Source organism: Metapseudomonas cellulosilytica (genome assembly GCF_049334135.1).
Classification (GTDB): domain Bacteria; phylum Pseudomonadota; class Gammaproteobacteria; order Pseudomonadales; family Pseudomonadaceae; genus Metapseudomonas.
Map to the genome: position 1 here is coordinate 17,031 of NZ_JBHZGN010000007.1, position 13,385 is coordinate 30,415.

The 13,385-nt window shown below is 64.5% G+C and carries 17 protein-coding genes and 1 riboswitch; of the genes, 12 read left to right on the forward strand and 5 right to left on the reverse strand.

Features of this window, described 5'->3' with window-relative positions; genetic code table 11:
• Positions 1-84 precede the first annotated feature (84 nt).
• The gene (locus tag ACFW0H_RS10725) at positions 85-912 is read left to right on the forward strand and encodes an amidohydrolase family protein (RefSeq protein WP_422913883.1); all 828 of its coding nucleotides are present in this window, start codon (positions 85-87) and stop codon (positions 910-912) included.
• 22 nt (positions 913-934) lie between these two features.
• On the forward strand, positions 935-2,116 hold the full coding sequence (locus tag ACFW0H_RS10730; RefSeq protein WP_422913884.1) for a CaiB/BaiF CoA transferase family protein: 1,182 nt from the start codon (positions 935-937) through the stop codon (positions 2,114-2,116).
• 127 nt (positions 2,117-2,243) lie between these two features.
• Here ACFW0H_RS10730 and ACFW0H_RS10735 read toward each other — a convergent pair whose 3' ends face one another.
• The 3 genes from ACFW0H_RS10735 to ACFW0H_RS10745 form a co-directional block, all read right to left on the reverse strand.
• Positions 2,244-2,735 carry a SprT family zinc-dependent metalloprotease gene (locus tag ACFW0H_RS10735; protein WP_422913885.1) on the reverse strand — a complete coding sequence of 164 codons (492 nt, stop codon included), beginning with the start codon at positions 2,733-2,735 and terminating at the stop codon, positions 2,244-2,246.
• A 126-nt stretch (positions 2,736-2,861) separates the two neighbouring features.
• Positions 2,862-3,461 carry a Yip1 family protein gene (locus ACFW0H_RS10740; protein ID WP_422913886.1) on the reverse strand — a complete coding sequence of 200 codons (600 nt, stop codon included), beginning with the start codon at positions 3,459-3,461 and terminating at the stop codon, positions 2,862-2,864.
• Between the two features lie 155 nt (positions 3,462-3,616).
• A complete protein-coding gene (locus ACFW0H_RS10745) occupies positions 3,617-4,216 on the reverse strand; it encodes a DNA-J related domain-containing protein (RefSeq protein WP_422913887.1) in 600 nt (199 codons plus the stop codon).
• Positions 4,217-4,316: 100 nt separating this feature from the next.
• Between ACFW0H_RS10745 and ttcA the strand changes: the two genes are divergently transcribed.
• The 8 genes from ttcA (at position 4,317) to ACFW0H_RS10785 (ending at position 9,844) form a co-directional block, all read left to right on the forward strand.
• Positions 4,317-5,141: a tRNA 2-thiocytidine(32) synthetase TtcA gene (gene ttcA, locus ACFW0H_RS10750; RefSeq protein ID WP_422913888.1), complete on the forward strand. Its 825-nt coding sequence runs from the start codon at positions 4,317-4,319 to the stop codon at positions 5,139-5,141.
• 90 nt (positions 5,142-5,231) lie between these two features.
• Entirely contained in the window at positions 5,232-5,903 is a 672-nt protein-coding gene (locus ACFW0H_RS10755; RefSeq protein ID WP_422913889.1) for a DNA-3-methyladenine glycosylase I, read from the forward strand.
• Positions 5,904-5,968: 65 nt separating this feature from the next.
• Complete coding sequence (locus ACFW0H_RS10760) at positions 5,969-6,733, forward strand: NAD-dependent deacylase (protein ID WP_422913890.1); 765 nt, start codon at positions 5,969-5,971, stop codon at positions 6,731-6,733.
• Positions 6,734-6,812: 79 nt separating this feature from the next.
• Positions 6,813-7,439 (forward strand): C40 family peptidase, encoded by a 627-nt coding sequence (locus tag ACFW0H_RS10765; RefSeq protein WP_422913891.1) that lies wholly within the window; start codon positions 6,813-6,815, stop codon positions 7,437-7,439.
• A gap of 141 nt (positions 7,440-7,580) precedes the next feature.
• Entirely contained in the window at positions 7,581-8,102 is a 522-nt protein-coding gene (locus ACFW0H_RS10770) for a C40 family peptidase (protein ID WP_422913892.1), read from the forward strand.
• A gap of 7 nt (positions 8,103-8,109) precedes the next feature.
• Positions 8,110-8,760 carry an O-methyltransferase gene (locus tag ACFW0H_RS10775; RefSeq protein ID WP_422913893.1) on the forward strand — a complete coding sequence of 217 codons (651 nt, stop codon included), beginning with the start codon at positions 8,110-8,112 and terminating at the stop codon, positions 8,758-8,760.
• A gap of 10 nt (positions 8,761-8,770) precedes the next feature.
• A complete protein-coding gene (locus ACFW0H_RS10780; RefSeq protein ID WP_422913894.1) occupies positions 8,771-9,091 on the forward strand; it encodes a hypothetical protein in 321 nt (106 codons plus the stop codon).
• On the forward strand, positions 9,092-9,844 hold the full coding sequence (locus ACFW0H_RS10785) for an SIR2 family NAD-dependent protein deacylase (protein WP_422913895.1): 753 nt from the start codon (positions 9,092-9,094) through the stop codon (positions 9,842-9,844). It begins immediately after the preceding gene.
• On the opposite strand, the gene ACFW0H_RS10790 is transcribed toward ACFW0H_RS10785, so the two are convergent.
• Together ACFW0H_RS10790 and ACFW0H_RS10795 are read right to left on the reverse strand one after the other, a co-directional pair.
• The gene (locus tag ACFW0H_RS10790; protein ID WP_422913896.1) at positions 9,826-10,167 is read right to left on the reverse strand and encodes a type II toxin-antitoxin system RelE/ParE family toxin; all 342 of its coding nucleotides are present in this window, start codon (positions 10,165-10,167) and stop codon (positions 9,826-9,828) included. The two genes, ACFW0H_RS10785 and ACFW0H_RS10790, sit on opposite strands and share 19 nt — an antisense overlap.
• Complete coding sequence (locus ACFW0H_RS10795) at positions 10,151-10,438, reverse strand: type II toxin-antitoxin system Phd/YefM family antitoxin (RefSeq protein ID WP_422913897.1); 288 nt, start codon at positions 10,436-10,438, stop codon at positions 10,151-10,153. The genes ACFW0H_RS10790 and ACFW0H_RS10795 overlap by 17 nt, the downstream gene beginning before the upstream one ends.
• Before the next feature lie 120 nt (positions 10,439-10,558).
• Positions 10,559-10,770, forward strand: a riboswitch (cobalamin riboswitch).
• A gap of 66 nt (positions 10,771-10,836) precedes the next feature.
• On the opposite strand from ACFW0H_RS10795, the gene btuB reads away from it, so the two are divergent.
• Positions 10,837-12,702 carry a TonB-dependent vitamin B12 receptor gene (btuB, locus tag ACFW0H_RS10800; RefSeq protein WP_422914097.1) on the forward strand — a complete coding sequence of 622 codons (1,866 nt, stop codon included), beginning with the start codon at positions 10,837-10,839 and terminating at the stop codon, positions 12,700-12,702.
• 15 nt (positions 12,703-12,717) lie between these two features.
• Positions 12,718-13,329 carry a cob(I)yrinic acid a,c-diamide adenosyltransferase gene (cobO, locus tag ACFW0H_RS10805; protein WP_422913898.1) on the forward strand — a complete coding sequence of 204 codons (612 nt, stop codon included), beginning with the start codon at positions 12,718-12,720 and terminating at the stop codon, positions 13,327-13,329.
• Positions 13,330-13,385: the final 56 nt, after the last annotated feature.

Genomic DNA, 13,385 nt, shown 5'->3' on the forward strand with positions numbered 1-13,385 from the left:
AGGGCCGCTTCCCGTAGGGTGGAAATCCGCGTGGCGGATTTCCACCGCAACCACAGCGCAGATGAACCAACGGAGGAGTTGACCATGTCCAGAACCGGCGCCATCGACGCCTGGGCCCAACTGGCCACCGGCCGCACCCGCGAGCTGATTCCCGAAGCCGTGCGCTTGTTCGAGAAGTCCGGGACCACGGCTCTGCTCGACAAGGGCCTGAGCCCGGAGGAAACCGTGGCCGAGATGGACAAGGCCGGTATCGACAAGCTGATGGTCAGCGCCTGGTGCCGGCCCGAGCGCTGGGTCAGCACCAACGACGAAGTGGCCGAATACACCCGCGCCTATCCTGACCGTTTCGTCGGTGTCGCCGCGGTGGACATGAGCAAGCCCATGGCTGCCGTGCGCGAACTGGAACGGGCGGTGAACGAGCTGGGCTTCAAGGCGCTGCGGGTGGTGCCCTGGCTGTGGAGGCTGCCGCCCAATCACCGGCTTTACTACCCGCTCTATGTGAAGTGCATCGAACTGGACATACCGTTCTGCACCCAGGTCGGCCACACCGGCCCGCTGATGCCGTCGGAAACCGGCCGGCCCGTGCCCTATCTGGACGAGGTGGCGCTGGACTTCCCCGAGCTGCGCATCGTCGCCGGGCATATCGGCCATCCCTGGACCGAGGAAATGATCGGTGTCGCCTGGAAGCACGACAACATCTATATCGATACGTCCGCCTATTTGCCGCGCTACTACCCCCAGGCCCTGCTGCAGTACATGAGGAGCTACGGCCAGGACAAGGTGCTGTTCGGCAGCAACTTCCCGCAGCTGTCGCTTTCCCGCTGCATGGAGCAGGTGACAGAACTGGGCCTGTCGGATCAGGTGCGGGAGAAGTTCCTGCATGCCAACGCGCGCAGAGTGTTCAAACTCTAGGGGCACGATTCAAGGAGTTGCCATGAAAGGCCCGCTGTCTTCGCTGAAAATCCTCGATTTCTCCACTTTGCTGCCGGGGCCGTTCGCCTCGCTGCTGCTGGCCGACATGGGCGCCGACGTGCTGCGGGTGGAGTCCCCCTCGCGCATGGATCTGGTGCGCGTGCTGCCGCCCCATGACGGTGGTGTCTCCACCAGCCACGCCTACCTCAATCGCAACAAGCGCAGCATCGCCCTGGACCTGAAACAGCCGGAGGCGGTGGAGCTGGTCAAGCAGTTGGTGGGCGAATACGACATCGTCCTGGAACAGTTCCGTCCCGGCGTGATGGACAGGCTGGGTCTGGGCTACGAGGCGCTGAAGGCGGTCAATCCGAAGCTCATCTATGTCTCCATCACCGGCTATGGCCAGACCGGTCCTTACCGTGACCGTGCCGGGCATGACATCAATTACCTGGCCCTGGCTGGCATCGCCAGCTACACCGGGCGCCGCGACAGCGGACCGCTGCCGCTGGGCGTGCAACTGGCGGATATCGGCGGCGGTTCGTTGCACGGGGTGATGGGCCTGCTGGCAGCGGTGATCCATCGCCAGGCCACGGGGGAGGGGCAGCAGGTGGATGTGAGCATGACCGACTGTGCCTTCGCCCTGCACGGCATGGCCGGCGCGGCCTACCTGGGGGCCGGTGTGGAGCCGGACATGGAGAACCAGGTTCTCAATGGCGGCAGCTTCTACGACTACTACCGTACCCGCGATGGCCGCTGGTTCTCGGTGGGCAGCCTGGAGCCGCAGTTCATGCAGCAGTTCTGCGCGGCGATCGGCCGGCCGGAGCTTGCGGCCAAGGGGTTGTCACCCAAGGGTGAGGACCAGCGTGAGCTCAAGCGCGCCATCGAGATCGAGTTCGAGACGCGCGACTTCGCCGAGTGGCTGGATCTTTTCGCTGCGCTGGATGCCTGCGTGGAGCCCATGCTGCCGCTTTCCGAGGCGGTGGAGCATCCGCAGATCAAGGCCCGCGGGCTGGTGGTGGAGGTCCCGCGGGACGGGCTGCCGCCGCAGAAGCAGATCGCCTGTCCGATCCGGTTCTCATCCGGCCTGCCGGCGCCGCGTCATGCCGGTGGGGCGGTGGGGTCGCATACGGCCGAGGTGCTCGCCGAACTGGGATTGAGCCCTGAACGGATAGCGGCGCTGATGGCGGCGAAGGTGGTGGGATAACGCGTGGGGAAACCCTGTAGGGGCGAATTCATTCGCCAAGGGTTGCGCAGCGACCCCTTTCAGCCTGGCAGGGCAGACCTTCGGCCTGCTTGGCGAATGAATTCGCCCCCACTGAAGAGCGCAGATCTCACACCTGCCTCTGTTCCCCACTGAACACCAGGGTCACCCGGCAGCGCCGGCAGTAGTAGCGGCGGCCGCGGGCCACCAGGGCGTGGCGCTGGGCCGAAAAGGGGTGGCCTTCGGGGCAGGCGCAGCGATAGAGGTAGCGGGTGACCTTGCGCCGATTCACTTCATAGTTGTGGCAGCGGTTGGGCGGCAGCTCATAGACCCCGCGCATGATCAGCTGCCATTCCTCGCCATGGGGCTGGATGCGCGGGCCGAACAACTGGTGGGCCACCAGGTGCGCCACTTCATGGGCCACCGTCTGGCGCAGGAAGTCTTCGCGGTTCTCACGGTAGAGCTGCGGGTTGAAGCGCAGTTTGTTTTCGTCGAGATGGGCGACGCCGGCCTTCTGCCCGCGCAGCTTGAAACTGACTTCGGGGCGGGGGAACCGGCATTTGAAAAAGTCTTCGGCCTGCTGGTAGCAGGATTCGACACGGGCAAGTAGCTGCTCGGGCATAGGGCACTCCGTTGGCGCGGAATTATGCCGCAAAGCCAGGGCGGGCCGGTGCGGATGACGCCGAGTGGTCATTGCCGGCCAAAACAAAAGGCCGCCCGCAGGCGGCCTTGTTTTCAGCGAGTGTTGTCAGCTGGTGTACACCGGTCCCAGGCCGAAGCCCCAGAGAATGACCGCCGAGGCGATCATCGCCACCAGCACCACCAGGCCCACCGCCAGCACCGAGCTGGAGAACAGGAAGCCTTCGTCCCTGGGAATGCTCATGAACGTCGGTATGCCTACGTAGAGCAGATAGACCGTGTAGCAGATGGCCAGGGTGCCTACCGTCGCGCCGAACCAGAGGTGCGGGTAGAGCGCCGCGAGGCCACCGATGAACAGCGGGGTCGCACAATAGGCGGCGAATACGATGCACTCGGTGACGCTCGGACTGGCGTCGTAGGTGCGTGCCATCCAGTGGATGAAACCACCCATCACCGCTACGCCGGCCAGCATCGCCAGGTAGGACATGATGGACATCTGCAGGGCGCTGGCCTGGGTGAGCATGACGGGATCGCTCTTGCCCAGGACCCAGCCCACCTGGGTAGTGCCGATGTAAGCGGAGATCACGGGAATTGCAGCAAGGATCAGGACGTGGGTTAGGTACATGTGGCTGACGCTTTCCTCTTCGCCACGAATCTCCTGCCACTCTTGATCGGGATGGGTGAAGAGCCCCCAAACGTGGTGGATCATGCTGAACACCTCCTCATTATTATGAGGCCGCCCCCCAGCGAAGTGCCCGCAGCGCGTGGACAGCGCTGACCGGTACCCGACCGACCTATGCGACCTTATGTCGCAGTATAGGCAGGCTGTCCGGCGAAGCCTTAGAGCGAATCGAAGAATCGGCCTCAGCTGTAATAGCGTTGAAGTATTTCCATGGCTTTGTTGATCGATTGCAGGCGCGAGGTGCTGCCACCGCGATCGGGGTGGTGCTGGCTCACCAGTTGGCGATAGCGCTGCTTGATCACGGCCAGGCTGAGGGGCTGGTTGCCGTTGTGCAGGCCGAACAGTTCCAGCGCCGCGAGTTTCTCTTCACCGCCTTGCATGCGCGTCCAGAAGCTCGCCAGCAGCCGTTCCACGTCCTCTTCCGTGGTGTCCCGCAGGTTCTTCAGGTCCAGGTAGTACGCCCGCAGCGGGTCCAGTTCGCTGAGGGTCGTCGCCGTGCCCGCTTCGTACGGCAGCAATTGCACGCACAGCGGGCTGATGGCGAGCAGGGCCACGCCTTCGCCGTTGAGCTGGTCGCGCAGGCGGTACAGGGCGTTGAACACGAGGAAATGGGTGCGGAACAGCACCAGCTTGTCGGTGAGTTCCAGGTGGGGGATATGAGTGGAGTGGCGGGCCTTGAGAGCCTGGATCAGCTGATGCTCGCTCAGCCCCTGGGGCGCTCCACGCAAGAGTTCGTGGAGTTGTGCGCTGAGGTCCAGGGAAGGGTCAAGGTCGCTGTTCATGCGGCGGAGACTAGCACAGGCTGACGATGGGGCTGGGGCCGCGCGCGCTTTGTGCGTAAAATAGCCAGCTTTTCGCATCTCCCCCGGATTTCAGAGCACCATGGGCACCCTTTCGGTCAACCAGAACAAACTGCAGAAACGCATCCGCCGCCTGGCCGGCGAGGCCATCGCCGACTTCAACATGATCGAGGACGGCGACAAGGTCATGGTCTGCCTGTCCGGCGGCAAGGACAGCTACACCATGCTGGACGTGCTGCTGTACCTGCAGAAGGTCGCGCCGATCAAGTTCGAGATCGTGGCCGTGAACATGGACCAGAAGCAGCCCGGTTTCCCCGAACACGTGCTCCCGGCCTACCTGGAGTCCATCGGCGTGGCGTACCACATCATCGAGAAGGACACCTACTCGGTGGTGAAGGAGAAGATCCCGGAAGGCAAGACCACCTGCTCGCTCTGCTCGCGCCTGCGCCGTGGCACCCTCTATACCTTTGCCGACGAGATCGGTGCCACCAAGATGGCCCTGGGACACCACCGCGACGACATCTTGGAGACCTTCTTCCTCAACATGTTCTACGGCGGCACCCTCAAGGCGATGCCGCCCAAGCTGCGCGCCGACGACGGCCGCAACGTGGTGATCCGCCCGCTGGCCTACTGCAACGAGGCCGATATCGAGGCGTACTCCATCCTCAAGGAGTTCCCGATCATTCCGTGCAACCTCTGCGGTTCCCAGGAGAACCTGCAGCGCCAGGTGGTCAAGGAAATGCTCAACGAGTGGGAACGCAAGTCGCCGGGCCGTACCGAGATCATGTTCCGCGCCCTGCAGAACGTGGTGCCCTCGCAACTGGCCGACCGCAACCTGTTCGATTTCGTCAACCTGCGTATCGACGAAACCGCCGCGCCGCGCACCCTGGACGTGGTCAATATCTGATCCTGCCCTTGTGGGAGCGAGCTTGCTCGCGAAGGTTCGCCAGCAAGCCGACTCCTACCGGGAACCGCCTCCGCATCGAAAGGACACCGCATGCGCGACTACCGCTGGCTTCACGAATATTGCCTGAACCGCTTCGGCTCGGCCGAGGCCCTGGAAGCGCGCCTGCCGCAGCCGCGCAGCGATGCCGAACTGCGCGACCTGAGCGATGACCGCTACCTGTCGCTGATGGCCCTGCGGGTGTTCCGCGCCGGCCTGAAGCACAGTCTGGTGGATGCCAAGTGGCCGGCCTTCGAAGAGGTGTTCTTCAGCTTCGATCCGCAGAAGGTGGTGCTGATGAGCGCCGAGCACCTGGAGCGGTTGATGCAGGACACTCGGCTGATCCGTCACCTGGGCAAGCTCAAGAGCGTGCCGCGCAATGCCCAGTTCGTGCTGGACGTGGTGCGCGAGCATGGCAGCTTCGGTGCGCTGATCGCCGACTGGCCGGTGACCGACATAGTCGGACTATGGAAATTCCTCGCCAAGCGTGGCAACCAGTTGGGCGGGCTGTCGGCGCCGCGCTTCCTGCGCATGGTCGGCAAGGACACCTTCATCCCCACCGACGACATGGTCGCCGCGCTCAAGGCCCAGGACGTCATCGACAAGGCGCCCACCAGCCAGAAGGACCTGGCCCAGGTCCAGGCCGCATTCAACCAGTGGCACGCCGAAAGCGGCAGGCCCCTCTGCCAGCTGTCGGTGATGCTGGCACACACCGTCAATCACTGATCACACGGTTGCGCCGGTCTTTGCCGTGGGCGGACACTGGGTGCCGTCAGGAACGGGGGTGGCAAATGTCGGACATTCAGCGTGTGGCGGCGGTGCTCAAGGCCGCCGAGAGAATTCTGGTCATCACCGGGGCGGGTCTGTCGGCAGACTCCGGCCTGCCCACCTACCGCGGGCTTGGCGGGCTCTACAACGGCGTGACGGAGGAGGGGCTGCCCATCGAAGAGGCGCTCTCCGGGCCCATGCTGCGGCGCAACCCGGCGCTTTGCTGGAAATACCTCGCCCAGTTGGGGCGCGCCTGCATGGGCGCCCGGCCGAATGCCGGCCATGAAGCCATTGCAGAGCTGCAGCGGCAGAAGCCCGGCTGCTGGGTGCTGACCCAGAACATCGACGGCTATCACCGTCAGGCGGGCTCGCCGCCGGAGCGGCTGATCGAGATCCATGGCGAGCTCTCGCCGCTGTATTGCCAGTCCTGCGGGGCGGAAAGTTCCGACCTGGTCCGACATCTGGCAGGGGAAATGCCTCCCAAATGTCATGAGTGTGGTGGTATTCTCCGTCCGCCCGTGGTGCTGTTCGAGGAAATGCTCCCTGAGCAGGCCATCGACAGCCTCTACGCCGAGCTACGCAAGGGATTCGATGCGGTGATCTCGGTGGGAACCACGGCGAGCTTTCCCTACATCATCGAGCCTGTCATCCGCACCCGCGCAGCCGGCGGTTTCACCGTAGAAATCAATCCGGCGCGCACCGACCTCAGCCCCGTGGTCGATGTTCATCTGCAAGGAAAGGCCTTAGATGTCCTGCAAGGACTGCTAAGTCACATTTCGGGCGATTAAATTTGCAAATGAGGATGATAGAAGGCATAGTCGCGCCTTCTTCATTTTTCATTCCATTTAATTCGACACGGTCGTGCCCATGCTGAAGCGCTTCGCACCCCTCGTGCCTGTCACTTTCGCCCTGTTTCTCGCCGCTTGCGCAGGCAATGTGCAGCAGCAATCCCAGTTCCAGTCCCAGGTCCCGATTGCCGATGGCGCCCCCGATTCGCTGCTGAATGAGCGCGAACCCACCGCCCTTGACCTCGCCAACCTCACTGACGACGAGCCCTACCAGATGCCCTCCCTGGCCGATGGCCTGCTGGAGCGCGGTTTCGAACTGGTGGGTACGCCTTACCGCTTCGGCGGCCGTTCGCTGAAGACCGGCTTCGATTGCAGCGGCTTCGTCGGTTACCTGTTCAAGGAGGAGGCGGGCATCCAGTTGCCGCGCTCCACCCGCGAGATGATCAACCTGGATGCACCGGTGATCGCGCGCAGCGAGCTGAAGCCCGGCGATATCGTCTTCTTCAACAACCGTGGCCGCGGCCGCGTCAGTCACGCCGGCATCTATATAGGCGATGACCAGTTCATCCACTCCAGCAGCAGCCGTAGCGGCGGCGTACGCGTCGATAGCCTCGACGATCGCTACTGGAACGCCAGCTACATGGAAGCCAAGCGCGTCCTGGCAATGAACACCGCCACTTCGAGTCGCCATCAGTTGCATCGCTGATCGGGCGGGTTTAATCGAAAAGCCGAGGCCGTCTCAATGACCGCCTCGGCTTTTTTCTGCCCGGCCCTGCAGCTTTCGCTTGCAATATCACCGTGAGATCAGCAAATTAGCGTGCATTCCTCAAGTCAGGACTGACTTGCCATGCTCGCACCGGAACGCCTCGCCATCCTTGCCCTGGCTGCGCTGCTCACCGCTTGCGCGAGCAAGGCGCCGCCACCCCCTCCCGTCGTCACCGCCCCCATTCCGCAGTTCTCACCTGCTGCGGATGATGTGCTGTTCCGCGCCCTGGGTCTGGTCGGCACGCCTTACCGCTGGGGCGGCAACACGCCGGACAGCGGTTTCGATTGCAGCGGCCTGATCGGCTACGTCTATCGCGATGCTGCGGGCATCAGCCTGCCGCGTTCCACCCGCGAGATGATCGTCATGGGCGCGCCCAGCATCGGCATCGATGCCCTGCAAAGCGGCGACCTGGTGTTCTTCGCCACCAACGGTGGCGGGCAGGTCAGCCATGCGGGCATCTATGTGGGTGAAGGGCGCTTCGTCCACGCGCCACGTACCGGCGGAACGGTGCGTCTGGACAGCCTGTCCAACAGCTACTGGCAGAGAAGCTACCTGAGCGCCAAGCGCGTACTATTCGATCCACGCCTGGCCCGCACCCCCTGAGGTCTCCATGACCAACCGCACGCTGAACCTCGACGATGCCCTCTACGGCTACCTGCTCGATGTCTCGCTGCGGGAAACCCCGCTGCTCGAACGCCTGCGTGCGGAAACCCGGGTCATGCCCATGGCCCGCTGGCAGATCGCCCCGGAGCAGGGGCAGTTCATGGCGCTGCTGGTGAAGCTGACCGGCGCTCGGCGCATCCTCGAAGTGGGCACCTTCACCGGCTACAGCGCGTTGTGCATGGCGGCGGAAATGCCCGAGGACGGCCGCATGATCTGCTGCGACCTGCCCGGCGACTACAACGCCGTCGCCCGGCGCTACTGGCAGGAAGCCGGCCTTGCCGAGCGCATCGAGCTGCGGCTGGCGCCGGCGCTGGAGACCCTGGCCGGCCTCGAATCCGGCAGCTTCGACCTGATCTTCATCGACGCCGACAAGGCCAACTACCCGGCCTATCTCGAAGAGGCCCTGCGCCTGGCGCGCCAGGGCGGACTGATCCTCTTCGACAATGTGCTCTGGAGCGGCCGTGTGCTGGAGGCCGAACCGGACGATCCCGATACCCGCGCCATCCAGGCCCTGAACCGCGCCCTGAAGGTCGATCCGCGCCTCGACCTGTCGCTGCTGCCGGTAGGCGATGGCCTGACCCTCTGCCGCAAACGCTGAAGGGCAGGGTATGCCCGAGCCGATTCGCCTGCCGCCCCAGCCCGACGCCTGCGAGCTTTGCGGTCGCGCGTCGCTGCTGACCCGCCATCACCTGATCCCCAAGGCGCTGCATGACAAGCCCTACGTGCAGAAGCGCTTCGCCAAAAGCGAACGCATCACCGCCACCCTCTGGGTCTGTCGGCCCTGCCACAACCAGATCCACAAGCTGTTCAGCGAGAAGGAGCTGGCCCTGACCTACAACAGTCGTGAGGTCCTGCTGGGCGACGAGCGCCTGCGCAGCTTCGTCGACTGGCTGGCCGGCAAGCCGGCGGGCTTTACTCCGAGGCACTGAATGGCGAGCATCCCCGACGACTTGATCCGGCGCCTGCAGGGCGCCCGCCACCTGGTGATCTTCACCGGCGCCGGCGTTTCCGCGGAAAGTGGCATTCCCACCTTCCGCGATGCCCAGACCGGCCTCTGGGCCAAGTACCGTCCCGAAGAGCTGGCCAGCCCGGAGGGTTTTCGTGCCGCTCCCCAGACTGTCTGGGACTGGTACGCCTGGCGCCGTGAATGGTGCCTGGCGGTGCAGCCCAACCCCGCGCATCTGGCCATCGCTGAGCTGGAGCGGCGTCTGCCGCGGGTGACCCTGATCACTCAGAATGTCGACGGCCTTCACCAACGCGCCGGCAGCCGTGCGCCCCTGGAGCTGCACGGTAGTATCCATCGGCTGAAATGCTTCAAGTGCCGCCGTGATGTCGGCGACTGGCCCGCCGACGCCAGCGACATTCCAGTCTGCGAATGTGGCGGCCTGCTGCGCCCCGCCGTGGTCTGGTTCGGCGAAAGCCTGCCCGAGGCGGTGCTGGATGCGGCAGCCGGTGCCAGCCAGGATGCCGACCTCTTCCTCAGCGTCGGCACTTCCAGCCTGGTCTATCCGGCGGCCGAGTTGCCCTTCCTGTCCAAGCGCTGTGGCGCCTTCGTGGTGGAGATCAACCCGCAGCCGACACCCCTCAGCGCGCGGGCCGACCTGTGCCTGCAAGGGGCGGCGGGGGAGGTGATGGGGCGACTGATTGGAAGCGGCTGGGGAAATCAGCGCATCAGGCAGTAGTTGATCAGCTGCTCTTCGATGCTCTGGCGCTGGCGCAGGAACAACGCAACCATCACCAGGTCCGCGGGCTCATCGAAGCGGTAGAGAACGCGGTATTCCCCAAGGTGCAACTCCCGGTAACCGACTACGCCCAGCAAGGCGGCCTGTTCGCAGACAGGCGCGGCCAATGGATGGGATTTCAAGCGCTTCTCTGCGCTCCTGACCAGCTCGATCAGGCTGGCCTGGGCCTGTTCGACGCCAAGGTAGGGCGCCAAGTGGTGAATCTGCGAGATCAGGCTTTCCTCTGCCGTGCTCGCATAGGCGATTTCAATCGTCCTGCTCATCGGGCGTGGCTCCTGCCGTGCCGTCGGTCATGGGGCTGCGTTGCTTGAGGCGTTCCAGCAAGGTCGTGCCGGAAATCAGGCGCCCCTCGGCCTTGTCTCGCTCGGCGAAGGACAGCAACTTGATCAGTGCCAGCGCCTCGTCGCGTCGTTTGCGCTCGGCGTAGGACTCGACCACGTAGGCCGGCACACCGTTCTGCGTGATGACCATGGGTTCGCTCAGGTCCAGCGAGGCTGCGTGCTGCTTGAGGTAGCTGATGGTTTGGACTTTCATCGCCAGCTCCAGTGGGAAAGGGGAAATGGTACTCGGCGGTGGTCTGTATATAGTCCGAATTCAGACCGATGGCAATCCGGGATGCTGGCCGCAGTTTGACGCTCCCCCGGCAACCCTCTAACCTTCGCCGCTGCCTCAGGTGCCCCTTGGCTTCGGTCCAAGGGGTGAAACAGGGAAGCCGGTCCATTCGAACGAAGAATCCGGCGCTGCCCCCGCAACGGTAGGCGAGTAGAACGCCGCAATCGGCCACTGTGCCCAGGCATGGGAAGGCGCGGCAAGGGAGCGAAGCTCCACTCGCAAGCCCGGAGACCGGCCTGGCGCGTACAGCGCACGCGGAGCCTTCCGCATGCAGTTCCCACAGATGTCGCGCGGGTGGCACGACGGAGATCGAGACTTTGATTCGCAAGCCTTTCATCGGGCCAGCGGCGTTTGCGCTGCTCGGCACTTCAGCCCTTTCCTCCAACGTGGCCGCTGCGGCCCTGACCCTCGACGAGCAGGCGGTCACCGCCACTCGCAGCGAGCATCCGGTGCGTGCCAGCCTGGCGGCGACCAGCGTGATCGACCGCGAAGAAATCGAGCTCAGCCAGGCGCGCTCGGTACCGGAACTGCTGCGCAAGGTGCCGGGCGTGACCGTCAGCAATAACGGTGGTCCGGGGAAGCAGACCACGGTGTCCATTCGCGGGACGGAATCCGATCACGTGTTGGTGCTGATCGACGGCGTCAAGGTGGGGTCGGTCAGCAATGGCCTTACCGCGTTCCAGGACTTGCCGATTGAGTTGATCGAGCGCATCGAGGTCGTTCGCGGCCCCCGGTCGAGCCTCTACGGCTCGGAAGCCATCGGCGGCGTGATCCAGATCTTCACCCGCAAGGGCGGGCAGGACGGCGCCAAGCCCTGGTTCTCCGCCGGGTACGGCACCCACGACAGCTATGACGGCAGCGCCGGTGTTTCCGGCGGCGACGGCAAGGGCTGGTACAACCTCGGCCTCAGCAGCCAGGACACCGACGGCATCGACGCCCTCAATGCACGGAGCAGCTACCACGAGCCCGATGCCGACGGCTACCGCAACCTGTCCGGCAGCCTGGGCGCCGGCTATCGCTTCGACAATGGCCTGGAACTCGACGGCACGCTGATGCGCGTCAAGGCCCACAACGACTACGACCTGGTCAGTCCGTACAATCCCGGGGGAGGGCGGAACGCCAACGCCGACAACGAGCAGCGGCTCATCGGCGGGCGTGCTCGCTTCAGCCCGCTGGAGCTTTGGGATGTGACCTTGCAGGCTGGCCAGAGTGAAGACCTTAGCCGCGAAGAAACGGGCGGGCAGTTCTCCTCACGCTTCGATTCGCAGCGGAACTCGGCTTCCTGGCTGAACGACGTGACCCTGGCCGAAGGCCATGTGCTGACCCTGGGCTACGACTGGCAGCGGGACGAAGTCAGCAGCTCCACCGTCTTTGACAAGGACTCACGGCTGAATAACGGCTGGTTCGCCCAGTACCTCGGCGAGGCTGGTCGCCAGGACTGGCAGCTCAGCCTGCGCCGCGACGACAACGAGCAGTTCGGCACCCACGACACCGGCAGCGCCGCCTGGGGATACGCACTGACCGACGCCGTGCGCTTCAGCCTTAGCTACGGCACCGCGTTCAAGGCGCCGACGTTCAACGAGCTGTACTTCCCCGACTACGGCAACCCCAACCTGGACGCGGAAACCTCCGAGACCTTTGAAGTCGGCCTGGCCGGAGAGCATGACTGGGGGCGCTGGTCGGCAAATGCCTTCCGTACCGACGTGGATGATCTGATCGTCCATGACGCGAACTCCGGGCTCGGGCCCTTCGGCAGCCCCAACAACATCGGCAAGGCGCGCATCGATGGCCTCGAGCTGGTGCTGGGCAGCCGGTGGCTGGGCTGGGACTGGCAGGCCAACGCCACCTTGCTCGATACCGAGAACCGGGCGAACGACGCCAATCACGGTAATGAGCTGCCGCGCCGTGCCCGGCAGGTGTTCAACCTCGACCTGGATCGGCGCATCGGCCGGTTCGGCGTGGGCGCGACCCTGCACGCGGAAGGACGGCGCTTCGACGATATAGAAAATGATCAGCGCCTTGCCGGCTACGCCACCGTGGACCTGCGCGGCGAGTACTGGCTGACCGAGGAATGGCGCCTGCAGACCAAGGTGACCAACCTGCTGGACGCCGATTATGAAACCGCACTGGACTTCAATCAGCCCGGACAGGCAGTGTTCTTCACTGTCCGCTATCAGGCCATTTGACCCCGAGGAATTCCCATGAGCGAATCCGCCGAACGCGACGCCCGCCACAAGGCCCGCATGCAACGCAAGAAGGCCGTGATCGACGAAAAGATCGCCCAGGCCCAGGACGAATACGGCCTGCTGCTGGTGCACACCGGCAATGGCAAGGGCAAGAGCAGTTCGGCCTTCGGCATGGTGGCCCGCGCCCTGGGCCATGGCCTCAAGGTGGGGGTGGTGCAGTTCATCAAGGGCGGCATGTCCACCGGCGAAGAGAATTTCTTCAGGCGCTTCCCCGAAGAGGTCAGTTACCACGTGATGGGCGAGGGCTACACCTGGGACACCCAGGACCGCCAGCGCGATATCGAGAAGGCCCGCGCCGCCTGGGCCGTCGCCCGCGCCCTGCTGGACGACCCGCAGGTGGGCCTGGTGGTGCTGGACGAGCTGAACATCGCTCTCAAGCATGGCTACCTGGAGCTGGACGAAGTGCTGCGCGATATCGAATCCCGCCCCGAGCACCAGCATGTGGTGGCCACCGGCCGTGGCGCCCCCCAGGGGCTGATCGACGCCGCCGACACCGTCACCGAGATGACCGTGGTCAAGCACGCCTTCAAGGCCGGCGTGAAAGCCCAGAAGGGTGTGGAGTTCTGATGGCTCTCCCACATTCCCCCTCTCCCTTCAGGGAGAGGGCTGGGGAGAGGGCTTCC